This is a genomic window from Myxococcales bacterium, assembly GCA_016720545.1.
GTDB lineage: Bacteria > Myxococcota_A > Polyangia > Polyangiales > Polyangiaceae > JAAFHV01.
Map to the genome: position 1 here is coordinate 22,653 of JADKKK010000020.1, position 25,689 is coordinate 48,341.

Below are 25,689 nucleotides of genomic sequence, written 5' to 3' on the forward strand. Positions count from 1 at the left end.
GGCAGCGCGACGAGCAAATGGGCGCGAACCGCCTGACGGTCCGGAGGCGGGCTATCGGCGAGCGGAGGCGATGAACGTCCCCTTCACCACGATCGTCTTCGGGCCCTCGACCGTCTTGCCACCGACCTCATCCCCGGCGCGCACGAGCGTGGCCGAGAAGGAGCCCTCCGCCCCCTGCGCGCCGGCGGCGTCGATCCTCGACACGGTGATAGAACACTCGGAGGCCACCCAGTCCATGGGGTAGTATGCGGTGTTCGCGTGCTCGAGCGGGCTGCTCGTCGTGAGGACGATCGCCTTGGGGGTCTCGGCGCAAGACACCGTTGAGGCCTTCTCCGGGATGCGGATGAGCGCCTCGGTCGCCGTCTCGCCGATCTCTGCAAAGATGATTGGCCTGTAGCTCCCGTCCTTGGTGAGGCGCGGCTTGCCGAAGCCGCGCGGAACGCCATCGACCTCGATCACGAGGTCCCCCGCGACGGGCGGGGCGCGGCCGGGCGTCGTGAACTCGACGGTCTCCCCGCAGGCGCTCGAGAACGCGAGCGTCAGACTGGCCGCAGCGAGCATGATCGGTCGGGCAAGAGGCTTCGTCAGCGTGTGTCTCGGAGTGTTGTGCATGCCCCGGCCTCAGCAAGGAGCACGCCACCCGCGTTGTCCAGCGGAAGCCAGAGCCTACGCCACGGCCACGTTGCGGCTCGGGGCTTGGCGGCCGCTCGGGTGCGGCTCGCGGGCCGCACAGCCCGCGCCGCTGCTTTGCCCGGCCCGGCCGTCCAAGTTGCTACCCGCGTGGGTGCCCTCCGCCGGGCCCTCGCGGCCAAGGCCACCACGCAAGCCTGTTGAGCGCCAAGAGAGGCTCACAGGCCACTCCGTCGGGGCCAACAGGCCGCTGGATGAACGTGCGCGATGCGCGCTCCTCGTTCAACCTCCCCGCGCGCGCCCTGGCACCGTTCCTGCAAAACTCGACTCGCGATGCCACCTTGGCACGGCAACACACGCAGCAGGACACCATGAAGATGCGTCTCTCGTGCCAGCCTTCCACTCTCGGCTCGCGACCACGGGCTGCGGGGGCGGGGTCGCGGTCGTCCACGCCAGCGGGGACCGGACCAGGGAACTCCTGCTGCGTTACGGTCGCGGTCTCCGCCTCGGTCCCGTGGGGCCAGTCAACTGGGGATGGGCCGGAGAGAGCAACTCGTGCCTGGTCGGGAAGGTCCTCCTGACCGAGTACGATCGGGGCTCGCGAAAGGTCGTTTGGCCTGGGTCGCGCGCCTCGTGGTCTCCTGCAGCCGGACGGGCTCCCGCCGTCGAGCGGACGTTGACTCGGGCGGCGGTGGAGGCGCGTTCGGCGCCGTGCGGTGCCGCGCCGGGGCGTGCGCTCCAGACGGCGTCGACTGGCTGCTCTCTACGTTCGACCGTGATGGCCGCGAGGTGAAGTACGCGGAGCGCAACATCAACTGCGGGAAGGTCACCGCGAAGAACTCGGGGGGTGTCGGCGCCTCGCGCTCGCAGTCTCGGACGAAGCACATCGAGGCCCTCGCGCGCGGCGTGTCCCTTCGACGCGCGGGTCGGCTGGCGCCTGTCGACGCGTGCCCTCTCTCTCTCTCTCTCTCTCTCTCTCTCTCTCTCTCTCTCTCCCGCTCGACGAGGCCGGAAGCCAGGCGCTGACGGTGTCGGACGTCGAGCCCGTGGTCGAGGCGGGGCTCCGCGGGGCGGTCGACTTTGCCTGGTGGGTGGCCGAATTGAATTCGCCTTGCGCTCCAAGTACGGTGAGCCAGATGGGCGAATCGAGGACACGGACCATTGTGCGGGGCGCCGCCCTCAGCGCGCCCCTGCCTGTACGAGTGCGCATCGTCGGAGCCTCGACCGCGCCACTGCGCATCGAGGAAGGCACCGCGACGCTCGGCGCAGGTTCGACCTGCGATCTCGTCGTCGACGACCCCGCGGTGTCCCGGCGGCACGTCGAGCTCGAGCTCGTGCCCGAGGGCGTCCTCGTACGCGATCTCGGCAGTCGAAACGGCACGTTCTACCTCGGCCACCGCGTCGAGCGCATCGTCCTAGCGCCCGGCAACATGATCCGGCTCGGCGCGCAGACGATCGCGATCGAGCTCGAGCCAGACGTGGTCGCCCAGGGCGAGCCTCTCCGGCTGGCCGGGTTCCGCGGCCTCGTGGGTGCGTCGGACGTGATGCAGCGGCTGTTCGGCATGGTCGCGAGGCTCGACGGCTCGATGGTGCCCGTTCTGCTCCAGGGCGAGACGGGCGCGGGAAAGGAGCTCGTCGCTCGCGCACTTCACGAGGGCTCGCGCGTGGCGGAGGGGCCATTCGTCCCGGTCAACTGCGGCGCGATTTCCCAGAACCTGGTCGCGAGCACGCTCTTCGGGCACAAAAAGGGCGCGTTCACGGGTGCGACCGAGACGAGGCTCGGCGCGTTCGGGGCGGCGGCGGGCGGGACGCTCCTCCTCGACGAGATCGGCGAGCTTCCGCTCGAGGTCCAGCCGGCGCTGCTACGAGCGCTCGAGCGCGGCGAGGTCTCCGCGGTCGGCGAAGATGTCCCACGCCGCGTCGAGGTGCGGGTCATCGCGGCCACGAACCGCGACCTCACCGCCGAGATCGCGGCGGGGCGCTTTCGAGAAGATCTGTTCTATCGGCTTGCGGTCGTGAGGCTCCGGGTCCCCCCGCTCCGCGAGCGACCGGCAGACATCGCGCTGCTTGCATCGCTCTTCGCACGCGAGGAGGGGGTCGCCGGGCTCCCGAACGAGCTGCTCGACGAGCTCGGTCGACGTTCGTTCCCGGGGAACGTTCGGGAGCTCCGCAACACGGTCCGCGCGTTCGTCGCGCTGGGGGGGCTCGACGACGCCGTTACCGCGCCCGCACCCGCGCCCGCGGGGCTCGACGCCGCGCTCGCGACGAGTGTCCGGCTCGACACGCCGTTCTTGGAGCAGCGCGAGGGCATCGCGGCGCGATTCACGGAGCTCTACGTGGAGCGCCTCCTCGCCGAGACGGGGGGCAACCAGACCCTCGCCGCAAAGATGGCGGGCCTCGACCGGACCTACCTCGGGCGCTTGCTCGCGAAGCTCGGGCGGCGCTGAGCCGGAGCCGATATGCTTGCCAGGATGGCTCGGCTCCGCGCTCTCTTCTACGCCGCGCTGTGTGGGGTCCTCTTCGTCCCTTCGCTTGCGTGGGGCGAGGACGTCGCCGCTGCGCGCGTGGACTACGCCGAGGGTGCGGCTGCCTACGATCGCGGCGACTACCCGGTCGCGGCGGCGCGCCTCGCACGCGCGGACGAGCACGCCCCCAACGCGCGTGCTCTACAGCTCGCGATGGCGGCGGCGCTGCTCTCTCCGAACGCGGGGCTCGGCATGGACTTGGCCGAGCGCGCCGAACGACGCGCGGTCGACGGCTCGCTCTCGGCGCTCGCCGCCAAGCTCCGGAGGCGGTTTGGCGCGGAGGCGGGCAGAATTCATCTTACGTGCCCGGCCGGAGTGGCCTGCCGCGCCACGGTGGAGGAGCGAACGATCCCGGGCGGAACCACTGGCTTCGTGAACCCGGGTCCGGTTCTGGCGCGTGTGGACGCTGAAGGACGAACGACCCTCACTATCCGGGTGAACGTCGGTCGAGGAGCCACCCTCGAGCTAGCTCCGACGGCCGCCGATCTGACCTCCCCGCAGACCGCGCCGCCATCCCCGACACCTGAGGCCCCGAGGCTGGCGCCTGCACCGCCCGCGGGGCTCTCACCCATCGTGGTTGCCACCGCCGCGGGGCTCAGCGCGGTCGCTATCGGCACGAGCGTGGCGCTCACCGCTGTCGTGAAGTCGCGTCACGACGAGTTCGTGGCACAGCCGAGCCGCGCTACCTCGGATTCCGGGAGTGACGCACAGACGGCCGCCCGCGTCGCGTGGGGGGCCTCGGGTGTGCTCGCCGCGACCACGGTCGTGCTCGCCTTCTTCACGAACTTTGGCGGCGCTCGCGAGTCGCCCGTGGCGCTCGGCGTCGCGCCCGGCCAGCTCATGGTCACGGGGACCTTTCGGTGACCTCGGCCGCGATGAGGCGGTCCACCTCGCGCTACGAGGCGCTCGTACGCATCGGCACCGGAGGCATGGCGACGGTCTTCGTCGGCAGGGCGCTCGGCGCGGCGGGGTTCTCGCGGCTCGTCGCCCTGAAGCGGGCCCACCCGTACCTCCGGAGCGATCCAGACACCGTGGCGAGCCTCGAGGTCGAAGCGCGGGTCGCGTCGTGCCTTCACCACGCGAACATCGTCGGCGTGCTCGACATCGAGGAGGACGGGGGAGACCTCGTGATCGTGCTCGACTACGTCGAGGGGTGCACGCTCGTCGAGCTCTCGCGCGAGGCCAGCGACGCACCGGTCCCGAGCCAGTCCCGTGAGATCGTGCGGATCCTCCTGGACGCGGCCTCCGGCCTCCACGCCGCTCACCGCGCGACCGACGACGCGGGCCAGCCGCTCGGCCTCGTCCACCGCGACGTCTCACCGAGCAACGTGCTGGTCGGGATCGACGGCGTCGCGCGGATCTCGGACTTCGGAATCGCGAAGGGGGTTGGAGCCGGTCATGTGACGAGCACCGGCGTCTTGAAGGGAAAGCTCGGGTACATGGCGCCCGAATACGTCGAGGGGCGGCGCGCCGACGCGAGGAGCGACCTATTCTCCTTCGGGGTGATGGCGTGGGAAGCGCTCGCGCGTCGCCGCCTCTTCAAGGGCGCGAACGAGGTGGATACGCTGAAGCGAATCCTTCGCGCGGAGGTGCCTCCGCTCGACGAGCTCGAGGCGAGCCTCGCGCCCCTCGCCCCGGTGCTGGCGCGAGCCCTCGCTCGACACCCCGAAGACCGCTACGTGAGCGTCGGCGAGCTGGCGCAGGACCTGGAGGCTCGTGCTCGACCGCCGACCTCGTCGCGAACCACGCGGAGGTGGCCGCGCTCGTCAAGCGCGTGGCGGGGGCCGATCTCGTCGAGCGTCGCCGGCGGCTGACCACGGCGCTCGAGGCCTCGCCCACGGCCTCGGGTGTGCGGGTGCAGCGAGACCTCGTCCCGACCGCCGACGTAGCGCAGCCCGAGCGGCTCGCCACTGCCACCCTCGTGCAGCGAGACCTCGTCTCGACCGCCGACGTAGCCCAGCCAGAGCGACTCCCTACGGCGACCTTCGTACAGCGGGACATGGCCCCGGGGCCAGCCTCGGGACCGCCCCGGGTGAACGCGGACGTCACCGAGTCGAAGCAGGGAGAGCCCGAGCTCGTCCCGGCAGCGTTGGTCTGGGGCGAACCGGGCGTGGTGGCCCCACGTCATTCGCCGCCCGAGAAGGCTGCCCTCCCGAGGAGCTTTCGTGCCTCGCACGTGGCGCTGGTCTTGTTAGGCGTAGGGGTCGTGGGCCTCGGCCTCGGGCTCGCCATATTGGGCCGCGACAACGACTCGCTGACGACAGGGCCGCCCGTCACGCAGAGCGGCGCGCCCCCTCCGATCTCCCGCGAGCCCAGCGCTGCGTTCCCCTCGACACCTCGCCCGCCCTCCGAGCCTGTCCCGTCGGCGAGCGCCTTGGCGTCCGCCTCCGCGTCGGGTGCAACGCGCGGCACGCCCGCGCCGCCCCCGCCCAGGCTCATCCCCGCGAGAGCGCCGCCGAACCCCTATGGGCAGGCGCCGTAGCGCCGCCTGCTCCCACGGCAACGGCGAGAGGCGCTCGCGTCGACGGCGATGCGCAAGTCGGAAGGACACGGATCGTCGCCGGCAGCTCGCCGCGGAAAAGGGCCCGCCTCGGCGAGCTCGGCGACGTTGCTCCCGCGTCGCCGGCGTCGTCGGCGTTCGCCGCGAATCCAGCGCTGGAGCGGCCTGTCCGCCCCCGAACGCCACGCGCAGCCACGAGCGGCCGAGAGGCCGCGCCGGTCGGCTTCGCGGCCGCTGATCGAGAGTGCTGCGACCCGAGATCCGCGAAACGCGCGCTACTTCGAGCTGGCCTGGTTCCTGCTCTCGAAGTGAGCATGATGCACCCATCTCCCATCCGGTCCGCACGTCCCGCCTCTCCCTTTGCGCCGGCCTTGCTCGCGCTGCTCGTCGTCGCGGCAGGCTGCGCGCCGGACGAAGTGGAGCCTCCATATGCACCACACGAGGTCGACGTCGAGTCGGTGGGCACGGCGCTGAACGAGGGTGCCCCAACACCCGACGAAGTGCTCGCGCAGGCCTCGCGCCACATTGGCTATCGGGAGGACGGCTCGGAGGTGACCCCTTGGGGCTCCCGATGGGGCTATCCGACCGGTGAGTGGTGCGGAATGTTCGTGATGTCGATGGTCGAGGACGCGGGAGGAAGCGTCGGCCCCAATGGCACGATCCCGAGGACCGAGTACACTCCGAACGGAGTAGCCTCTTTCAAAGCACGAGGCGAGTGGTTCGATACGCCCAAGAAGGGCGACATCATTTACTTCAACTGGCAAGACGGTGGTGACTCGATTGACCACGTGGGAATCGTGGCCGATCCCTCGGGGTGGCCGACCTCGGTCGTCACGATCGAAGGCAATTCGGGCGAAGCGGTGGTGAAGACGACCCGCTACAACAATGGCATCATCGCAGGCTTCGGTCGCCCACGCTATCGTCAGCCGGCCCCACCCCAGCGCGCCAAGCTCTTCGAGGTGCTGACGGGCGACTTCGACGGCGACGGCAAGACGGACCTCGCCACGGTCTCGCAGAACGCCAACGGCGGCTGGAGCGACTGGCTCGCGCTGGAATTCTCGAACGGGGGCTCGGGGCTCTGGCAGGCGCGAACGCCGCGCCACATGCGTAACGGTGGCAAGGACAGCATTTACCAGACGCTCACGGGTGACTTCAACGGGGATGGCAAGACGGACCTCGCTACAATCTCGCAGGCGGGCGGAGGGGGCTGGCGAGACTGGGTCGGCATGGAGATCTCGACGGGGACCGGCTTCGCGTCGGGCGTCTGGCGGGCAAGCACTCCGCTCCACATGCGGAATGGCGGAGCGCTCTCGGATTACCGCGTGTTCGCCGTCGACGTGAACGGCGACAAGAAGACCGACATCGTGACGATTGGCGTCAACGCTGCCGGGGGTTGGGCCGACTGGGCCGCCGTCGAGCTCTCCACCGGGACGGGATTCACCTCGCAGGTGTGGCCGCTCCGCTTGCCAAAGCACATTCGAAACGGCGGCTTCGGGCGCTACGAGGTCCTGCCCGGGGACTTCAACGGCGACGGGCGAATCGACCTCGCGGCCTTCGGCGGAGGTGCGGGCGGGTGGAAGGACTGGTACGCGGTCGCCCTCTCGACGGGGACGGGCTTCGTCTCTGCGGAGTGGCCGTCGACCACGCCACAACACGTACGCAACGGGGGGGTCGGTGGATATCGCTTCCTGGTGGGCGACTACAACGGAGACGGCAAGAGCGATATCGCGACCGTGTCGCCGCTCGGGAGTGGCGGGTGGAAGGACTGGATCCGGTGATCTCGACCGGCGCTGGCTTCTCGTCCGGCCCAGGGCCAGCGGCGACGCCCACGCACATGCGCAACGGCGGCGCCCTCGCCGACTACCGCGTCGTCGCCGCGGACTTGAATGGCGACGGCCGCACCGACCTCGTCACGGTGAGCCCCAACGGCGGCGGCGGCTGGGCCTCCTGGTACGCGGTCGAGCTGTCCAGTGGCACCGGGTTCCGGTCGACGATGTGGGCCACACCTACGCCAGGCCACATGCGCAACGGCGGATCCGGGGCGACATACCGCGTTCTCGTCGGAGACAGCGACGGCAACAGGCGGGCGGACCTCATCACGATCCCGGCCAACGCGGCGGGCGGGTGGCGCGACTGGTTCGCGGTCGACTTCCTCGGGCGCCTCGTTCGCCACCGGCATCCGGCGCGCTGCCACGCCACTCCACATGCGAAATGGCGGCCAGTAGTCGGGCCTGGGAAGTGCCGGCTCGTCTCGCGGTCGGAGCCGACTTCTCGCGGCCCCTCGCCCGAGCGCTGCTTCTCCACGGGCGAGGGCCCGCGCCCATCGTTTGCTCGCGTCGTTTCGGCCGCGCCGAGCACCGCCTCGGTCGGGTATCCTCCAAGCCCGTGGCGACGCCGGGGCGCCCGTAGCGAGGTGTCTATGCGCGTCCGTCTGTGGCTCTCTCCATTCGTGCTCGCCGTGGCCGCGTGCGGCGGCAGCGCAGACCCGAGATCTCCGGCGGCGCCGAACGCCGCGGCAGCGGGGAGGCCCGACGACGACACCGCGAGGGCGTGGGCGCAGCGCCTCCAGGAGCCGCAGAGACGCGCGGCGGCGGTCCGGCGGCTGAGGGTGCTGTTCGACGACGCCCCCGTCCATCAACGGCGCGGCGGCACGGAGCCGCCACGCTGCGAGACGAGATCGTGCCACCACTGGCCAAGCTCTACGAGGGAGGGGCTCGCGGACGCGACACTCGAGTCAACATCCTCGACCTGCTGACCGACGCCGGTGACCGGCGCGCCATCGGGGCGTTCACGCGCGCGCTGCGCGACGTGGACCCCGCCCACGAGGCCGAACCGCGGCTCGCCGCGGAGGCCACGAGGGCGCTGGTCCGCCAGGGCGCGCAGCTCCCCGCGGCTCTGGTGGAGGCGCTCTGGATGCAGCTCGAGGCGTTCCGTCCCTCTCAATCCCGCTCGGTGCTCTTCACGGCGCTGCTGCGCGACGCGGTGCTCGCGGTGCGCAGCCCCACCTACGGCCCGAAGGCCATCGCGCTCCTCGCCGCCCCGGCGGACACATCCCCCGCGTCGCAGACCGACCAGGTGCAGCACCTCCAGAGGACCGCGATCGACGTCCTCGACGCGCTCGACGCGCTCGACACGCTCCACACTCAGCGCGCGGCGAGAGCCTTGGTGGCGATCTTGCTCAGTCCGACGAAGTCCGCCCTCCACGAGCGCGCCACCGCGGTGCTCGTCCGCAGGCCCAAGGAGGCGGAGCCGGCGCTCCTCGGCGCGCTCAGCGGAGCCGACCCGGAGCTCGCCAAGCTCGCCGCGAGCTACCCGGACGGGGCTGGACCGGCCGCCCTCGTTCACACGCTGACGCTGCTCTCCACGCGCTCCGCGCGAGACGGGCTCGTGCCGCTCGTCGCAGCCGCGACGGACGACGGACGGCGGACGATGCTCGCCCTGAGCCTCCCTCGGTTTCCGAGCGACGCGAAGACGCAGGAGGGCTTCCTGCGCGCCTATGAGCAGCTCCCCGCGCGCTCGACGGGCTCGGCGGGGCCACGTGCGAGGGGACGGGGTGCTCTGCTGGGTGCGTCGGCCCGCTTCTACGATCCGCGCCTCGTGCCCTGGCTCATCAAGGAGCTTGGCACCGCGCAAGCGGAGGGCGCCGCCCCCGGCGCGGTCGACGCCATGGTCAAGCTCATGGATCCCACCCAGGTGGACGCCGTCCACCGCGCACTCGAGGGGCTCGCGAGCGCGGATCCGCAGCGCGCGCAGTTCCCCGGCGCCGCGCGCGTCACGAAGCGCTGCGGCCGCGACGCCGCCTGCTACGTGGAGATTATCGCGTTACCCAGCGCGCCCCCCTCGGCGACCGACGGCCCCTCCACCCCCGCGACGGGCGCGCGGCGATCCCACATCGCCGAGGCGATCAAGGCTTGCTGGATGGCGGCGATGTTCGGGGGCGACGGCACCCGCAAGGCGCTCCTCGCCAAGGTCGCTGCCACCAAGGAGCCGATCGTGCGGAGCGCGCTGCTCGACGCCATCGATCACCTCGCGCCTGAGGGCGACCTGGAGGGCGCCGAGCTGCTCGAGCGACTGAGCACCTCGAGCCCCCCACCTTCGGGCGCCGCCCCACTCACGGCCGCCGCCCCGCCCTCGGGCACCCCACTCACGGCCGCCACCCCGCCCTCGGGCACCCCACTCACGGCCGCCACCCCGCCCTCGGGCACCCCACTCACGGCCGCCGCCCTCAAGAAGGGCACCGCCGCGCCCCCGGGCGGCGCGCGCGACGTCGACGCCGACGCGGACACCGCCTCGCTGAGGACCGTCGCGCTGCGCCTGCGCTCGCGTGCGACTCGGTAGAATGAGCGGAGCTCGATCGCCCGCTCTTTGAGCCCGACGCCCTCGCCGAGCCGCGTCGAGCGCGGAGCCCGCCCGTCCCTTCAGAACGACGCGCCGAACGCCCCGAGGGCGCCACCCGGCACCGGGGCCGCTCCCCACGTCCAGCGCGAGGCGGGGCCTTCGTGAGGCGCGAGCCCGTGGGCCGACGCTGGGCGCGGCGCCGTGAGGTAGAGCACGATCCCGGTCACGAGCGCCGCCCCCCCGATCCCCGCGACGACGCCCGCCACGGTGCGTCGACCGATGATCGCGTCCAGCTGGTCTTGGGTGCAGCTCCGGGTGAGACCGCAGGTGTCGTGGAGCTCGCGCGCGTCGCCGTTCGACGTGAGCCCGAGCACGCCGCCGACGCCGAGACCGACGAGGCCAGCTGCCCCGACCACGAGCCCGACGACGCGCCGCGTGCCGGGGCCACGCTCGTCGCCAGGGGGGGGCTGCGTGGAGGCCGGCGCGGGGGCGGGGGCGGGCAGCGGAGCCGCGGCGGGGGACCGCCCCAAGACGCCGACGACGACGCGGTTGTGCTCGCCCTGCCGCACGAGGACGCGCTCCTCTTTCGTGTCGCTGCCGCGCACGAAGACGATCGTGTGTGCGCCCGGATCGACGTCGACCGCGGTCCCGTCGAGGCCCGCGCGGAGCGGCGCCCCGTCGATCGTGACCTTCACGTCGAAGAGGTCGCGCCCGCCGCCATCTCGGGCCGAGAGCACCACCGAGGGGAGGCTCTCGGCGACCTCGCCGAGCCACTTCTCGCAGTCGTTGCGGACGAGCCCTGGACACACGTCACCGCGGCACACCCGCAGCTGCTCGCGCGCCGCGAGGAGCTTGTTCGCGAGGCGCAGGCGCTGGGCGTCTTCGTACGAAGTGACGCAGGCGAGCTTGTCCTTCGCCTGCTGCTCGCTCGTCGGCTCGGCCGCGGGTGGCGCTGGTGGTGCGGCGGGGGCGCTCGGCCCGTCGGCCGCGAGCGCGAGCCCCGCCTGGGTCGAGCAGAGCGCGACGAGCCCCACGACGGCGACGAGCCGCGTGCCGGAGCGCTCAATCATCGCGGGCATCCCTCGAAGCGTCCGCGCCCGCATCGGGGCTCGACGGCCTCATCGAGTAAATCTTGAAGCTCGTCATCTCTTCGAACTCGACCGTACCGACGACCGGGGCCGTAGTGGTGACGTTGGCCGCCCGCTCTCCTTCCACCGGCACCCCCGTGGCGACGGCGATCCAGAGCTTGAGCGTCTGGGTGCCGGCCTGGGCGCCGCTGACGGTGCGCCGCACCTCGACCCCAAACACGGGCACATCGGCCCCCTCGACGTCGATCATCTTGCGACCCAGGAAGGTCATCAACCCCGCCTGCCGGAACGAGGTGGCGGGAACGGAGTTCTGGCCCTGGCAGTCGTGGATCGCGGTCAGATCGCGCTCGACGGCGGGTCCGAACCAAGGGTTCCCCGCGTCGCATCGCCAGCTCGCCGTGTTGGTCATCGTGCCGAACCACGTCTGGATGTCCTTGCCGCTGACCTCGAGGAGTCGATCTCCACTCCTGCAGAAGTCGAGGCTCCAGGTGTGGCGAATGGCCGCCCTCATCGTGAAGGTGTAGCAGTCCGGCCCGCCAACCGTCATCGACCCCGTCATCGGAACGAGGAGGCGATTCTCCTGGACGTTGCCGTTGCTAAGTTGCGTAAGCGTGGGCGCCCCCACTCCGGCGTATTGATAGTCGCCCAGCGCGAGCAGATAGTCGGGCACGGGAATCGAGGCGCCATCGAGGGTCACGTCCGCCGCGGCGTCGCTGCCGTCCGCGAGCGCGTCCTCGACGCGCGCGTCCTCTGGGCGTCGTGCGTCGTCCGCGCGCGCGTCCTCGACGGGAGTGCCCCCGTCGTCGCCGGGCTTGACGCCTCCCATGAGGCCCTCGAGCGACGTGCACGCGACCAGCACGAGGCCCGTGAGAACACCAGCGACCGGGAGCGGGAGCGGGAGGCGGCGCCTGGTCGCTCCAGCGACCACTGAACGCTGTGGATACATGCGCGAATTTCCCCAATTTCGGGGTGAGTGTCAAGGTCGCCGAGCACGAACCACGCCGCTGCCGGTTGTCCAACAGCGCGAACGGACGGCACCGTTCCTGGGCGCGGCCCCATCGTTTCGCCTACGAGCGCCGACGGCGTCGCGCGCCGACGTCGCGGGTGGCAGACCGGGGACGGCTCGGACGGTGGCGCCTCGGGCGCTGAGCGATCGCACGTTCGCGCACGCGACGCCGCCCCTTCCGGCAGGCTGGGTTCGTCGCCCCCCCGTGCGCGCCGATCCGCGCGGGCGCGAGCTGTCGAGCGCGAGGCGGGCTGATCGCTGCGCCGAAGGCGCGGCGTCCAGCGGCGCTGAAGGCCGAGAGCAGCACCTCGGGTCGTCGGCGTGCCGGCGGCTGTCGGAGGGCCCGCTGGGGTTGAGTTCGTCCCCCTTCGGGCCCGGAGATCCACTAGGCTCACGGGTCATGGAGGCCTCGCCGCGCACGACCGTCCTCGGGGGGCGCTACCGGCTCGACGGGCTCATCGGCGAGGGCGGCATGGGCGCCATCCACCGGGCGACGGACCTCACCCTCGAGCGCCAGGTCGCGGTGAAGGTCGTGCGCCCCCAGGCGAACTCGCCCGAGGCGCGCGAGCGCTTTCTCCGCGAGGCGCGGAGCACTGCGCAGATCCGGCACCCGAACATCGTCGAGGTCTTCGATTTCGGTCAGACCGAGAGCGGAGACCTCTTCTTCGTCATGGAGCTCTTGCGGGGGGAGTCGCTCGCGGTCCGCCTCCAGCGCGAAGGCCGCATCCCGCTCGAGGAGTTCGTCACGCTCGCGGGCGAGCTCTGCGACGGGTTCGGCGCGGCGCACGCGGCGGGGCTCATCCACCGCGACATCAAGCCGGCGAACGTCATGCTCGTCCGCCACGGCAATCGGCACGACTTGGTCAAGATACTTGACTTTGGCATCGCCAAGTCGGAGAATGCGACCACCCACCTCACCGAGGCGGGCATGTTCCTCGGCACCCTCGAGTACATCGCCCCGGAGCAGATCCTCGGCTCGGCGCCGCTCGACGCGCGCGCCGACGTCTACGCCCTGGGCTCGCTCTTCTACCGAATGCTCTGCGGCTCCTCGCTCTTCCCGAAGGCGGCGCGCTCCGGCCTCATCCACCACCACCTCGAGGTCGCGCCCGAGCGCCCTTCGGTCCGCGTCCCCGAGGCGGGTATCCCGCGCGCGCTCGAAGACCTCGTGCTCCGATGTCTGTCGAAGTCACCGGAGGATCGCCCTCAGAACGCGAGCGAGCTCCGCGCGGCGCTCGACGAGGCGCTCGGCGCGCCAGCGCAGGCGCGGCCCCGACCGACCGCGCCGGAGCGCCTGCCCGCGAAGCCGACCGAGGGCGCGGCCGAGCCGCTCATCGAGGTCGAGATCAGCGCGGCCTTCGAGCGCACCGTGCCGACGCCGCGCGCGGGAGAGCCCGTCTTCGCGCCCGCCCCCGTGGCCGACCTCCAGCTCGACCTCAGCACGAGGCGCCACCCCAGCCCGAGCGCGCCCGATCGCACCGAGGTCATGGCGCGACCGGCGGGTCCGACCTGCGGCGCGTGCGGGGTCGCCGTGCCCCCCGGGACCCGCACCTGCGCGGCGTGCAGCGCGCCGCAAGCCCCGCCACGAGCCCCGCGAGACAGCGCGCCGCGAGAGTCCGCGCTGGGTGGCGTCGCGCCGGGAGATGTCCGCGCGGGCGTACGCTTGGCCGAACCGTGGAGCGGCGACGTCGCGCTCGCGCGGGTCAAGCGCGCGCCGGGCACCCTCCTCGAGCGCGACGGGCCGCCCGTGTGGCTCGTGCCCCTCGCGGTGCTCCCCATCTGGCTCGCGATCGTCGTCATCCTGCTGTGCGGCGCGTCGGCCGCGGGGCTCTGGGCGTTCCAGGTCGATGCCAAGATCGCCTATTGGGGGCTCGCGGTCGTGTCCACCCTCGCCGGCATCGGCATCTACGTGCGCCGCCGCATCGAGGCGGCTGAGTGACGCGCGCGGAGTGGGCCGTGGCGCCGTGATCGGGCAGGTCCTCGGCGACCGATACAACCTCGTCGCGCTGCTCGGGCAAGGCGGGATGGCGACGGTGTACCGCGCCAGGGACTTGCGGCTCGAGCGCGACGTGGCCGTGAAGCTGCTCGCGTACGACCTGCAGGGCGATCCGGTCTACCTCCAGCGCTTCGAGAAAGAGGCCAAGCTCTCCGCGCAGCTCCGTCACCCGAACCTCGTCGAGGTCTTCGACGTCGCCGTCTCGAGCGACGACGAACAGTACCTCGTGATGGAGCTGCTGCAGGGCGAGTCGCTCGGCGCCCGCGCCGCTCGTGGGCCGATGCCGCTCGACGAATTCCTGGCCCTCGCCCAGCAGATCGCCGCAGGGATCGCGGTGCTCCACGCGGCGGGGGTGGTGCATCGCGACCTGTCCGCGAACAACGTGATGTTGGTCGAGGGTGGCGCGCGCGTGAAGGTGCTCGACCTCGGCATCGCGAAGGCACAGAACGCGCAGACGCTCACGGAGCCCGGGAGCTTCATCGGCACGCTCGAGTCGATGTCCCCCGAACAGATCCGCGGCGACGAGGTGGGGCCGCCGGCCGACGTGTACGCGCTCGGCATCCTCTTCTACCGCATGCTCACCGGCGCGCCCCCGTTCGCCGGCGAAGCGGCGACGCTCATCTACCAGCACCTGCACGTGCCCCCGGGCGCGATGATGGCGCCGGCGGAGCTGCCCGAGGGCGTCATCGACCTCGTCGCGTGGTGCCTCGAGAAGGCCCCTTCGGCGCGCCCGGCCGACGCGACGGAGCTGCACCAGGCGCTCTCGGCGCTCGCGCGGGGGGAGGCACCGGAGCCGCGCGCGCCGGCCGCGCCACCCCCGCTGCCCGTGCCGGACCTGACTGCCCACGTGCCACGCCGCCCTCCCCCCGCCGCCGCCGTGACCGTCGCACCCCCACGGTCGCGGAGCTCCGTGGCGCCGCTCGGCGCGCCCGCCGGCGCTGGGCAGCGCCCGCCCGAGAGGGTGATCGAGCCCGACGAGGAGGAGCGCAGCTCCGAGCCGCTCGAGCTCGAGGCGGTGGCCCGCAAGCCCGAGTCGCTCGTCGCCGCGACGCCCCTCGCCTGCGCCACCTGCGGCCTCGTGCTGCACGTCTCGACCGATACGTGCCCGTCCTGCGGCGTCGGCGCGCTCTCCGCGCTCACGCCCTTTCGCCCCGCGATGGTGGTGCGGGCCCCCGTGCCGGCGTGGATAGCGCCCCTCGGGGTGTTCCCGACCGGCGTCTCGAAGCGAGTGGCCACCTACGGGTTTGGAGTGGCCGCGCTGCTGGCCTTGGTCGGACTCGGGTGGGCCTCGCTGTTCTTCGCGACGGTCGCCGGCGTCGCGTGCGCGGCCTTCTACGTGCGGCGCCGCGTCGAGGGCGATGGGTGACGCCGGCCTGTAGGCCGGGGCCAACAGCGTAGGGGCCAGCCCCGGGGAGCTCGCCTCGCGCGCGGAGGAATCCTGCGTGCTCGGACTCCCGCGCGGCTGGCCTTCGGGTTGCAAGACGTCCGAGCATGGACTCCCTCGACCTGCGCGACCTGCCGCCCGATCTCCCCGTCCCCGAGCTCGACCTGCCGCCGCCCCGCGGGGTCGAGGGCGAGGCGCCGCGCGTCGAGCCGGGCGAGCCGCTGGAGCTCGCGGACGCGCCAGCGTGGCACGTGGCGACCGGAGTGCGCACGAGGGCGTGTCCCGTGTGCCAGTGGCGCCGGGCTCACGCAGTGGGCCTGCCACGAGTGCGGTGAGCGCCTGGGGGCGGACTCAGGCCTCGCGCTCGCGGGCTCGACGGTGCCGGCTCGCGGCGACTGGCGCGCGGAGCCGCCGCACGCGGGCGGGCGCGGGGCGCTGGCGGCCATCGCCGACGCGGTGCCGCTCGGCGTGGGCAAGCGGCTCCTGCTCTACCCGCTCCTCGCGGCATTCTTCTGTAACCTATTGATTCCATGCCGATTTCACGAGACGTGGGCATGCCTCGTGCTCGCCCTGTTCGGCGGCGTCGTGGTCGCCGCGCACCGCGTAGCGTACCGGCAGTGGCCCGCCGAGGAGTGAGCCCGGCGTCTGAGTCGCCGCGCACGCTCGGCCACTCACGTGCATTCTGCACAGACCTCGGGGCGCGCTCGCGTCGGTGGCGGCCGAGGACTGAGGCGGGTCAACGCGCCGGCGCGGAGCGCAGCTCGAGGGCCAAGGTCGCCCGGCTCCAGCCTGCCCGATGCTCTATGGTGCGCGGGTGCGTTCTCGAAGCGCCCGCCGCGTCGCTGCCCCGTCCCCCCGCGCGATGCCCGCGCCCTGCCTCGCGCTCGCCGCGCTCGCCGCGCTCGCCGCGCTCGCCGCGGGCCTCGCCGGCTGCGCGCGCGACACGGTGCCCCCGCGCGATGCCCGCGCGCTCCCTCCGGGCCCGATGCTCGGCGCAGCCCCGGCCGACACGCGCCACGCGCTGCTGTGCGGCGAGTGGCGACGGGCCGTCGGGTACGACCGCGAGGCGAGCGCGCACACCTCGTTCGCCGAGCTCCGGCCCGCGCAGAGCTGCTTCGTCGAGGTCACCCACACGCCCGCGGGCGCGCGGCCCTCGCCGACGCCCGCCGGCTGCGGCTTCCCCACCGAGGCGACATTCGCCCACGTCGCGCGGCTGGCGTTGGCCTACGACGCGATCGCGGACGGCGACACGGTCGCGCTCCCTCACGACCTCGCGTGCCCGCTCGCGGCCTCGGTTCGGAGCGACGCGGCGCGGCAGAACGCCCGGGCGCTCCGGGCGCTCGCGGCGCTCTCCCGCGCGCCGCTCCGCGCCTACGCGTACGCGGCGGTGCTGGTACCCGGCTACGGCGCGGCCGCGCAGGGCGACAGCGCGCTCGTCGGCGCTCCGCCGGACGCGGCGTGTGGGGACTGGGCGGCCGAGGTCGAGCTCCCGCGCCTAGGCGTCAACGTCGAGCGCGCGCGCCGCGCGGCGGAGGCGCTCCGTGGGGGCGTCGCGCCGGTCGTGATCGTGAGCGGGGGCGCGGTGCACTCGCCGCTCGTCGAGGCGTTCGCGCTGGCGAACGTGCTGCGGTGCGCGGGCGGCGTCCCCACCGAGCGAATCCTCGTGGACCCGTGCGCGGACCACACGCACACGAACCTGCGCAACCTGGGCGCCATGGTCGTGGGCCTCGGCGCGCGAACGGCCTACCTCGTGACCGATGGCGGGCTCCAGTCGGCGTACCTCTCCGACTTCACGGCGTTCGACCTCTTCGGCGGCTCGGTCGACCAGCGCAGCCTGCGCGATTTCGGCTACCTGCTGGGCGCGTGGCGGCGGGCGAGCCGCGGCCTCGAGGGTGGGTTCTGGTACACGCCTTACCGCTTCTGGGCGGAGCGCGAGCCCGTCACCTGCGTCACGGGCCCGCTCGACGGGCCGGGCCGGTGATACGTGCAGTATACACGGACCTCGGCGCGCGCGCGCCTCAGCGAAGACCGTACCGCTTGAGGAGCGAGAGCAGGTAGGGGCGGTCCATTTTCGCGAGCCTCGCGGCCTCCGACGCGTTGCCTTGGGCGCGCGCGAGCAGCGCCGCCACGTAGGACCGCTCGAACTCGGCGACCGCGCGCGCGCGCGCGTCGCGGTACCGCTCGACGGCGGCGCCGCCGTCCGCGGGCTCGAGGGCCCCTCCCGCGGCGGGCATGGCGGGCATGGGGTACCCGGGGTGCGCGTCGAGCTCACCCGCGAGCGCTCGCTCCACGGCGTTGCGCAGCTCACGGACGTTGCCCGCCCAGTGCTGGAGACGCCACCGCTCGACCAACTCCGCCGGGAGCGCGTCCGCGGCGCCCGCCAGGTCGAGCGTGAAGTGCGCGACGAGCGCCGGCACGTCCTCGGGCCGCTCGCGGAGCGGGGGCAGCGAGATGAGCGCTCCGGCCAGACGATAGTAGAGGTCCGCGCGGAAGGCCGCCCGGTTCACCTCGGCGCGCAGATCGCGGTGCGTCGCCGAGACCACGCGCACGTCGAGCTCGATCTCGCGCTCCCCGCCCACGCGGCGCACGCGCCGGCGCTCGAGGGCGCCGAGCAGCGACGCCTGCGCGGTCTGCGAGAGCTCGCCGATCTCGTCGAGGAACACGGTGCCCCCCCGCGCGCGCTCGAAGGCCCCCGCGTGCCTCGCCACGGCGCCGGTGAAGGCCCCGCGCTCGTGACCGAACAGCTCCGACTCGACGAGCGCGTGCGGGAGCGCGCCGCAGTCGACCACGACGAACGGGCCCGCCCGGCGCGGCCCCTCGTCGTGCAGGGCGCGCGCGACGAGCTCCTTTCCGGTGCCGGTCTCGCCCAACACGAGCACCGAGCCGCCGAAGGCCGCGAGGCGCCTCACCTGCCGGACGACCTCGAGCATACGCGGGCTCACCGTCACGAAGCCTGGCAGCGCACGAGGCGCCTCCGCCGCCGCGTCGGCCGCGCGCGAGACCACGAGGACCGTGTCGCCGAGCAGGAGCGCGGTGTCCCAGGGGACGTCGCCGTCGCGCAGGCGCGAGCGCCCGGAGTAGGTGCCGTTCGAGCTGCCGAGGTCGCGCACCCGCACGCCGGCCTCGCTCGCTTCGAGCTCGAGGTGATAGCGGCTCACGGTGGGGTCGGAGAGCACGAAGCCGTTGTCCGCCGCGGTCCCGATCGAGAGCGGAGCGCGCGCGTCGGCCTCGACGTGCTTGCCCGCGTCGACCCCACGAGCCACGGTGAGCGAGAGGCGCGCCGCGGGCGCCATCGCGGCAGCGGGCGTCCGCGTGTGCTTTCGCGTGAGGCCCGCGCTCAAGGTCCCGGCCACCGCGAGGGCCGGCGATCGTCGAGCCGCGCGAGCTCCTGCGTGAAGATCCGGCGGGCGATGGCGATCGCGCACGCGTACGTGCTGTCGACCCCGAAGAAGCTGAGGCTCTTCGAGAGCAGCGACTGCCGACGGGAGTACGGCGTATCCGACGCGTAGTGGAGCAGGCCCACGTCGAAGTGCACGTCGGGCGTGAGGTTCACGATCTCGTTCGACGGGAGCCGCCGCGGGTTCGAGAGCTCGTGCACGCCGCCAAGGAAGGGGCCGGCCTCCATCTCGAGGACCGTGTAGCCCTCCCGATAGAAGGTCGCCATGTAGTCCTTGTTCTGGAGGAACGCGCTCCGCACCGTCACCGCCGACTGGTTGTCGAAGACGCTCCCGAAGCGCAGGAACGGCGCCACCGCGTCGGCCGTGATGGCGTTGCGGAAGAGGAAGGTGTTGCCCGAGTGCTCGTCGTACACCGTGTTCGAGAGCAGCACGTCGCCCACGCGCCCGTTCAGCGTCGCCGCCTTCCCCATGATGTAGATTCCACGCACTTCGCCCACGCCCTGGCCCACGCGCGACAGCAGGTGGTAGGCCGCCATGCCGAGCGGGTAGTCGATGTTGATGAGCACCGCCTCGCTCTGGGCGAGGCGCTCGACGCCGGGCACGCGGAGGCGCGGATCGATGGCGGTGGGGTCCAGGTCGGAGAGCCGGAGGATCTGCGCGTCGACGTCGATGCGCCCTGGGCCGGAGAGGTGCAGGAGGCCCTTGGTGGACTCGAACCGTCGCACCTCGTTCATCTTGGAGTCGTCGCGCCCCGCGTGGATGAACGCGCGGAGCAGGTAGTACAGCAGGGGGGCGACCTCTTCTTCGCGGCCGCTCTCGGCGGCCTTCGCCACGTCCTCGCCGAGGCCCTCGGGGTCGGCGCGGATGGCCCAGTCGATCATCTCTCGCCGATGCGACTGCGCGTACCCGCCGAGCAGGTTCGCCACCGCGTGGGTGTTCGACGACACGAAGTACACCGGGGCGCGGCGGCTCGCGCTCTTCTCGAGGTACGAGGGCTCGATGCCGCCCCACCAGCGCTGGGCCGCGCGCTGGTACTGCGAGTACGACGAGGCGAGCATCTGGGCGCGGAGGTCGAGGGGCCGCGCGATGACCTCGGCGAGGCCGTCGGCGTAGTGGTCTTTGCCGAACGCGTCGACGAGGCGCTCCACGTCGCCGGGCTCGATGGACAGCGCGCCGGCCAAGGCTCGGGCGACGCGACGAGCTCGGCCTCGCGCCCCTCGTAGCCGCGGAGGGCGTTGTGCAGCTTGTTCCACTCGATCTGGTAGGCGACCAGGATGGGCACGAGGTCGTCGATGTCGCTGACGCTCGCGATGAACACGGCGAGGCGCGAGCCCTCGTCCCAGCGGATGGGGCGGCGCCGACCGCGCGTCTTGACGATCTGCCAGGTGCGCACGTCGAACCCGGCCGCCTCGAAGAGCTCGTGCGACTGCCCGAGCACGATCTGGCGGACGCGAGGGAAGCACGTGGGCAGGCGCCCGGCCGCGTACCCGAACGCCGACAGGTCGACCTTGGCCGAGAGCGCGTCGAGGTGGAGCGCCGACCTCGAGAACGCGTGGGCCTCCTCGAGCGCGCGGATGCGCACCTCCCCAGTGGATCGCAGCAAGGAGTAGTAGGTGCGAACGTAGAGGTTGATCTCTTCGGAGGGCGTGGGCGGCTGCCGGTACATGGTCGGCGAGAGGATAACCAAGTTCCCAGGGCGCTCGGCCCTTTCTGCGCTGCGCTCGCCTTTGGGGCGCCGGGCGTCGTCCGGCGGAGCGCATCCAGCGTGCGCCCGCAGACGCGCTGGACGTCCGTGGATCTCGGGTTAAGCTCCGGGGACATGGAGCTCTCACCCGACACCTTCTCCTGGCTCATCGCCCAGGCCGCGCGTCTCCGCGCGTCGCACGGCGAGGTCATCGGCGTCCCTGTCCTCGTGGAGCCCACCGGCGAGTTCTTCCCGGACGACTTCACCCTCGACCACGACGGCACCGAGCGCCTGCTCGCGCGGCTCGTGTCGTACACCCCCCTCGACGAAGACCTCCCCCTGCGCGTGGGCTTCGAGGAACCCGAGGACACGGGCAAGGCCGGCGGCGGCTGCGGCAGCGGCGGCTGCGGGACGGGCGGCGGCAGCGGTGGTCCCACAGCGCGCGGGCGCGTCATCTCGATGGACCAGGGCTACGGCGTGGTGGTGGACGTCCGCGACGCGGGCAGCCCCGTCACCCTGACGACCACCCTCGCCCGCTCCGTGGGCACGCTCGTGTTGGCCGAAGGGGGCGAGGAGGTCTCGCCGGGCGAGGTCGGCCCCGTGTCGGAGGTGTGCGCGGCCGCGCTCGGGCTCGGGATCTTGCTCCTGAACGGCGCGGCCGTGTACGCGAAGGGCTGCGGCGGCATCAAGCTCCACCGCGCCACGCACCTCACGGTGGAGGAGTCTGCCGCGACGCTCGCCGTCTTCTGCCGGGTGTACGAGCACGAGCCCCGCCGCGTGAAGAAGCACCTCGAGGTCACGCAGGCGGAGGCCTTCGACGAGGCGCTCGCCTGGGTCGACTCGAACCCGGTGATCGTGGCCCAGCTCCGCGACACGCCCGAGCTGCTCGAGGCGGGGGCGTTCGAGCTCTCGCCGCCGAAGGGCCTGCTCGGCCGCCTCTTCACCCGCAAGGTCGACGCGAAGACGCCCGCGCCCACGAAGCGCCCCAGGTCCGCCGAGGAGGAGCGGAAAATCGCCCGGGCGAAGGCCCTCGTCGACGAGGCGCTCGGCAACTCGTAACGTTCGCGACCCTCGCGCGCGCCGGCGTAGCATGAGCGTGTGACGCTCACGCTCGCGACGTTCAACGTCAAAGACTACTTCGAGTCCCCACGGAACCTCCCCCGTGCGCGCGGCCAAGTCCGCCGGATCGCGGCGCAGCTCGCCCGCGCCGACGCGGACGTGGTCGCCCTCCAAGAGGTCGGCTCGAGGCGCTGCTCCGCGAGGTGCTCGCGCGCGTGCCCGGGGGCGCGTCGTACGAGGTCGTGTTCGGCGGCGCCGATCGCCGCGGGATCGGCAACGCGATCCTCGCGCGGGTGGCCCTGCTCGAGCGGGAGGTGCTCCGCGCCGAGTCCCTCCCCTTCCCGGTGTTCCGCCGCGGCGACGCCTCCGTTCGCGGGGCGGCTGCCGCTCCGGCGAGGCGTGGTGCGGGTAGCGCTCCGAGCGCTCGGCCTGCCTATCCATGTATTTTGCATGCACTGGAAGAGCAAGCTCCCGAAGGCCGAAGAGGACGAGGAGGGCAGCGAGCTCGATTGGACGAGCGGCACGCAGCGCGCGGAGGCCGACCTCCGCAGCCTCGTGTCTCGCTCCGCCGAGGCCCTCTTCGTGCGCGCCGCCATCGAGCGCTCCGCAGCCGGGGGCGCCGAGGTGGTGGTGATGGGGGACCTCAACGACACGCTCGACTCGGTACCCGTGCGGGTCGTGCTCGGCTCGGGGTTCGAGCCCTCACTGCACGCGGCGGCCGCGCGCGCCGACGAGCGACCGCTTCTCCGCGCTCCACCGCGGCGAGCCCGAGCAGATCGATCACATCCTCCACACCGAGCGCCTGCACGCGCGCCACGTCCGTGGCCTTCTTCAACGAGGCGCTCCGCGATCACCCGTTTGGCGGCGAGCCCACGATCGACTCGGACCACGCGCTCGTGTGCGCGCGCTACGGCTGAGCTCCAGCGAGGCGCCCCACGACTCCGTAAGGACACCCCGTGGGAGTTCATCAACGGGGTGCTAGTCCCCTGGAAACGTGATCCCTTCCAGAAGTCGCGCGCCTCGGCCTTTCGCCACAAGGGGCGAGGGGTGTCCCGTTTTCGGCGGCGGTGGGAGGATACTCATGTTCGAGGTCGGCGTTCTCGCGCGGTCACACCCGAAACCACTGTCCCCTGAGCGCAAAGCGCCGCCTCCACCGCGCGGAACGACGTCCGAGTTGAGGACGGGCCGCCGCCGCCGAAAACGGGGCACCCCTCGCTCCTCGGAATGACACCGAAGACCCGACTTCTGATACGAACCACGACTCCAGGGGACTAGCGTGGGCGGTCTGCGCACCAGCGCAACGGGAGGTCGCATGACCCCCCCCCGCAGACCATGCCACTCCGCGACTCGAGCGACTCCACCTCCAGCCCCCATCGCGACGGCCCCGGCCTCTGCGCCGTGCGGCGCGTCGAGGTCTCATGGGGCGACTGCGACGCCTCGGGCATCGTCTTCTACCCCCGCTACTACGCGTGGTTCGACGAGTGCACCCACGCGCTCCTCGCGGGCGTGGGGCTCGGGCACGACGTGCTGCGCGAGCGCTACCGCCTGACGGGCGCCCCGCTCGTGCAGGCCGCGGCGCGCTTCCGCTCCCCCGCCACCTACGGCGACACCCTCCTGGCGACGAGCCGAGTGGCGCGCGTCGGGAGCCGCTCGTTCACCGTGGAGCACCGGCTCGCGATCGGGGATCGCGGGGTCGTCGAAGGCGAAGAGACCCGCGTGTGGGCCGAAGCCACGGGGTCCTCGCCGCCGTCGCTGCGGGCCGTCGCCATCCCCGACGACGTCCGCGCCCTCCTGCTGGGCGCCTGACGCCGCCGCGAGGTCGCGCCGGTCTGCATCGGCGCCATCGCTTCAACCGTCGAAAACTGTTTACCTTTTGTCGTTCTCTTAGGCGGCCGGGGCGGCGCGCTGGCTCGCCGACGAGGCGCGGCGGCATGTTTCGCGTCACGGGAGGTCCCCACGCTGGGCCCGACGTGGTAGGTGGCACGCGCAAGCCCTGAAACCACCGCCCTCTTACGAAGAGATATTCCCTTGGCCGCTCGCATCCCCCTCGACCGCATCCGCAACATCGGCATCTCGGCGCACATCGACTCGGGCAAGACGACGCTCACCGAGCGCATCCTGTTCTACACGGGCCGGATCCACAAGATTCACGAGGTCCGCGGCAAGGACGGCGTCGGCGCCAAGATGGACTCGATGGACCTCGAGCGCGAGAAGGGCATCACCATCCAGTCGGCCGCGACGTACTGCGAGTGGCGCGGCTCGCAGCAGCAGTTTCAGCCGATCAACATCAACATCATCGACACCCCCGGCCACGTCGACTTCACCATCGAGGTGGAGCGCGCGCTCCGCGTGCTCGACGGCGCCATCCTGGTGCTCGACTCGGGCAAGGGCGTGCAGAGCCAGTCGATCACCGTCGACCGGCAGATGAAGCGCTACCACGTCCCCCGCATCGCGTTCGTCAACAAGATGGACAACCCGGGCGCGAACTACGAGCGCGTCTCGCTCATGCTGAAGGAGAAGCTCGGGCACCACCCGGTCAACCTCCAGGTGCCGATGGGCGCGGAGCACGAGTTCGCCGGCATCATCGACCCCATCGTGGGCAAGGCCTTCTACTTCGACGGCGCCGACGGCGAGACCATCCGCGAGGAGGACGTGCCCGAGGCCTACGCCGCCGCCGCCGCGGCGGCCCGCGAGAAGATCATCGCCGACGTCGCCGACGTCGACGACGAGCTCGGCGAGAAGTTCCTGAACGAGGAGCCCATCTCGGTCGACGATCTCCGCGCCGCCATCCGCCGCGCCACGCTGGCCCTCAAGATGACCCCGGTCATGTGCGGCTCGGCCATCAAGAACAAGGGCGTGCAGCTCCTGCTCGACGGCGTGGTCCACTACCTGCCCGCCCCACCGAGGTCGTCAACGGACGCTCGACCAGACGACAACGAGGCCAAGGTCGTGGTCGAGTCCGACGCGTCGAAGCCGTTCGTCGGCCTGGCCTTCAAGCTCCAGCAGGACAAGTACGGCCAGCTCACCTACTTCCGCGTCTACCAGGGCACGGTCTCGGCGGGCGACACCATCTTCAACGTGAGCAACGAGATGCGAAAGGTGCGCGTCCCGCGCATGTTCCGTATGCACTCCGAGGACCGCGAGGAGATCCCCTCGGCCGAGGCCGGCGACATCGTCGCGCTCTACGGTATCGAGGCCAGGCTCCGGCGAGACCTTCACCGACGGCAGGTCAACTGGACCCGCACGTCGATGCACGTGCCGGCCTCGGTCATCTCCCTCGCCGTCGCCCCGAAGGACCGCTCGACGGAGGTCAACTTCTCCAAGGCGCTCAACCGCTTCACGAAGGAAGACCCCACCTTCCGAGTCCACCAGGACGAGGAGTCGCAGCAGACCATCATCGCCGGCATGGGCGAGCTTCACCTCGACATCTACATCGAGCGCATGCGCCGCGAGTACAACTGCGAGGTCATCGCCGGCAAGCCGCAGGTGGCCTACCGCGAGTCGATCACGCGCCGCGGCGAGATCAACTACACCCACAAGAAGCAGACCGGCGGCTCGGGCCAGTACGCGAAGATCATGGGCTACATCGAGCCGCTCCCGGCCGACGCGGTCGAGTCGTACGAGTTCCTCGACGACGTCACCGGCGGGGCCATCCCTCGCGAGTTCATCTCGTCGTGCGACAAGGGCTTCCGCGACGGCGTGCGCAAGGGCACGCTCATCGGCTTCCCGATCGTCGGCGTCCGCTGCGTCGTGAACGACGGCGCCGCCCACGCGGTCGACTCGTCCGAAATGGCCTTCAGACCGCCGCGCTCATGGGCTTCCGTGAGGCCTACGCGACCGCGAAGCCCCGACCATCCTCGAGCCCATCATGAAGGTCGAGATCGAGGCGCCGCAGGAGTTCCAGGGCGCCGTCGTCGGCCAGGTGAACCAGCGCCGCGGCGTCATCCTCGAGACCGTCGCCGGCGACAGCGTCAACGTCACCGCCGAGTGCCGCTGAACGCCATGTTCGGCTACTCCACCGACCTCCGCTCCGCCCCCAGGGCAAGGGCACGTTCACCATGGAGTTCGCGCTACGCCGTCGTCC

The 25,689-nt window shown here is 72.0% G+C and carries 21 protein-coding genes and 1 pseudogene; 17 read left to right on the top strand and 5 right to left on the bottom strand.

The annotated features are described in order from the left end of the window. Positions 1-51 precede the first annotated feature (51 nt). Positions 52-612, bottom strand: coding sequence for a hypothetical protein (locus IPQ09_24935; GenBank protein MBL0197415.1), 561 nt, complete (start codon positions 610-612; stop codon positions 52-54). Positions 613-1,341: 729 nt separating this feature from the next. Here IPQ09_24935 and IPQ09_24940 point away from each other — a divergent pair. From IPQ09_24940 to IPQ09_24970, 7 genes are all read left to right on the top strand, one after another. Beyond that, on the top strand, positions 1,342-1,656 hold the full coding sequence (locus IPQ09_24940; GenBank protein ID MBL0197416.1) for a hypothetical protein: 315 nt from the start codon (positions 1,342-1,344) through the stop codon (positions 1,654-1,656). Positions 1,657-1,832: 176 nt separating this feature from the next. Next, the gene (locus IPQ09_24945; GenBank protein ID MBL0197417.1) at positions 1,833-3,077 is read left to right on the top strand and encodes a sigma 54-interacting transcriptional regulator; all 1,245 of its coding nucleotides are present in this window, start codon (positions 1,833-1,835) and stop codon (positions 3,075-3,077) included. Positions 3,078-3,101: 24 nt separating this feature from the next. Beyond that, positions 3,102-4,019 (top strand): hypothetical protein, encoded by a 918-nt coding sequence (locus tag IPQ09_24950; GenBank protein ID MBL0197418.1) that lies wholly within the window; start codon positions 3,102-3,104, stop codon positions 4,017-4,019. 11 nt (positions 4,020-4,030) lie between these two features. Beyond that, the gene (locus IPQ09_24955) at positions 4,031-4,969 is read left to right on the top strand and encodes a serine/threonine protein kinase (protein MBL0197419.1); all 939 of its coding nucleotides are present in this window, start codon (positions 4,031-4,033) and stop codon (positions 4,967-4,969) included. Between the two features lie 1,057 nt (positions 4,970-6,026). Next, entirely contained in the window at positions 6,027-7,433 is a 1,407-nt protein-coding gene (locus tag IPQ09_24960; GenBank protein ID MBL0197420.1) for an FG-GAP repeat protein, read from the top strand. Beyond that, the gene (locus IPQ09_24965) at positions 7,430-8,410 is read left to right on the top strand and encodes a VCBS repeat-containing protein (protein ID MBL0197421.1); all 981 of its coding nucleotides are present in this window, start codon (positions 7,430-7,432) and stop codon (positions 8,408-8,410) included. Before IPQ09_24960 ends, IPQ09_24965 begins: the two co-directional genes overlap by 4 nt. Beyond that, positions 8,335-9,993 (top strand): hypothetical protein, encoded by a 1,659-nt coding sequence (locus IPQ09_24970; protein MBL0197422.1) that lies wholly within the window; start codon positions 8,335-8,337, stop codon positions 9,991-9,993. Before IPQ09_24965 ends, IPQ09_24970 begins: the two co-directional genes overlap by 76 nt. 80 nt (positions 9,994-10,073) lie before the next feature. Here the strand turns inward: IPQ09_24970 and IPQ09_24975 are convergent, their stop codons facing one another. Together IPQ09_24975 and IPQ09_24980 are read right to left on the bottom strand one after the other, a co-directional pair. Next, positions 10,074-11,063, bottom strand: coding sequence for a hypothetical protein (locus IPQ09_24975; GenBank protein MBL0197423.1), 990 nt, complete (start codon positions 11,061-11,063; stop codon positions 10,074-10,076). After that, positions 11,056-12,009, bottom strand: coding sequence for a hypothetical protein (locus IPQ09_24980; protein ID MBL0197424.1), 954 nt, complete (start codon positions 12,007-12,009; stop codon positions 11,056-11,058). Before IPQ09_24980 ends, IPQ09_24975 begins: the two co-directional genes overlap by 8 nt. A 478-nt stretch (positions 12,010-12,487) precedes the next feature. Between IPQ09_24980 and IPQ09_24985 the strand changes: the two genes are divergently transcribed. From IPQ09_24985 to IPQ09_25005, 5 genes are all read left to right on the top strand, one after another. Further along, the gene (locus IPQ09_24985) at positions 12,488-14,023 is read left to right on the top strand and encodes a protein kinase (GenBank protein MBL0197425.1); all 1,536 of its coding nucleotides are present in this window, start codon (positions 12,488-12,490) and stop codon (positions 14,021-14,023) included. Between the two features lie 25 nt (positions 14,024-14,048). After that, positions 14,049-15,446 (top strand): protein kinase, encoded by a 1,398-nt coding sequence (locus IPQ09_24990; GenBank protein ID MBL0197426.1) that lies wholly within the window; start codon positions 14,049-14,051, stop codon positions 15,444-15,446. Between the two features lie 125 nt (positions 15,447-15,571). After that, complete coding sequence (locus IPQ09_24995) at positions 15,572-15,799, top strand: hypothetical protein (GenBank protein ID MBL0197427.1); 228 nt, start codon at positions 15,572-15,574, stop codon at positions 15,797-15,799. A 43-nt stretch (positions 15,800-15,842) separates the two neighbouring features. Further along, entirely contained in the window at positions 15,843-16,100 is a 258-nt protein-coding gene (locus tag IPQ09_25000; GenBank protein MBL0197428.1) for a hypothetical protein, read from the top strand. Between the two features lie 226 nt (positions 16,101-16,326). Next, the gene (locus tag IPQ09_25005; protein MBL0197429.1) at positions 16,327-17,445 is read left to right on the top strand and encodes a YdcF family protein; all 1,119 of its coding nucleotides are present in this window, start codon (positions 16,327-16,329) and stop codon (positions 17,443-17,445) included. Positions 17,446-17,482: 37 nt separating this feature from the next. Here IPQ09_25005 and IPQ09_25010 read toward each other — a convergent pair whose 3' ends face one another. Beyond that, positions 17,483-18,805 carry a sigma 54-interacting transcriptional regulator gene (locus tag IPQ09_25010; protein ID MBL0197430.1) on the bottom strand — a complete coding sequence of 441 codons (1,323 nt, stop codon included), beginning with the start codon at positions 18,803-18,805 and terminating at the stop codon, positions 17,483-17,485. Continuing rightward, the gene (locus IPQ09_25015) at positions 18,802-20,043 is read right to left on the bottom strand and encodes a hypothetical protein (protein MBL0197431.1); all 1,242 of its coding nucleotides are present in this window, start codon (positions 20,041-20,043) and stop codon (positions 18,802-18,804) included. The genes IPQ09_25010 and IPQ09_25015 overlap by 4 nt, the downstream gene beginning before the upstream one ends. 111 nt (positions 20,044-20,154) lie before the next feature. Here IPQ09_25015 and IPQ09_25020 point away from each other — a divergent pair, with 111 nt between their 5' ends. From IPQ09_25020 to IPQ09_25040, 5 genes and pseudogenes are all read left to right on the top strand, one after another. Next, a complete protein-coding gene (locus IPQ09_25020) occupies positions 20,155-20,472 on the top strand; it encodes a hypothetical protein (GenBank protein ID MBL0197432.1) in 318 nt (105 codons plus the stop codon). 209 nt (positions 20,473-20,681) lie between these two features. Next, positions 20,682-21,605, top strand: coding sequence for a hypothetical protein (locus IPQ09_25025; protein ID MBL0197433.1), 924 nt, complete (start codon positions 20,682-20,684; stop codon positions 21,603-21,605). Positions 21,606-21,644: 39 nt separating this feature from the next. After that, positions 21,645-22,739: an endonuclease/exonuclease/phosphatase family protein gene (locus IPQ09_25030; GenBank protein ID MBL0197434.1), complete on the top strand. Its 1,095-nt coding sequence runs from the start codon at positions 21,645-21,647 to the stop codon at positions 22,737-22,739. 198 nt (positions 22,740-22,937) lie between these two features. Further along, positions 22,938-23,411 carry an acyl-CoA thioesterase gene (locus IPQ09_25035; protein MBL0197435.1) on the top strand — a complete coding sequence of 158 codons (474 nt, stop codon included), beginning with the start codon at positions 22,938-22,940 and terminating at the stop codon, positions 23,409-23,411. A 222-nt stretch (positions 23,412-23,633) separates the two neighbouring features. Continuing rightward, positions 23,634-25,689, top strand: a pseudogene (locus IPQ09_25040) (elongation factor G).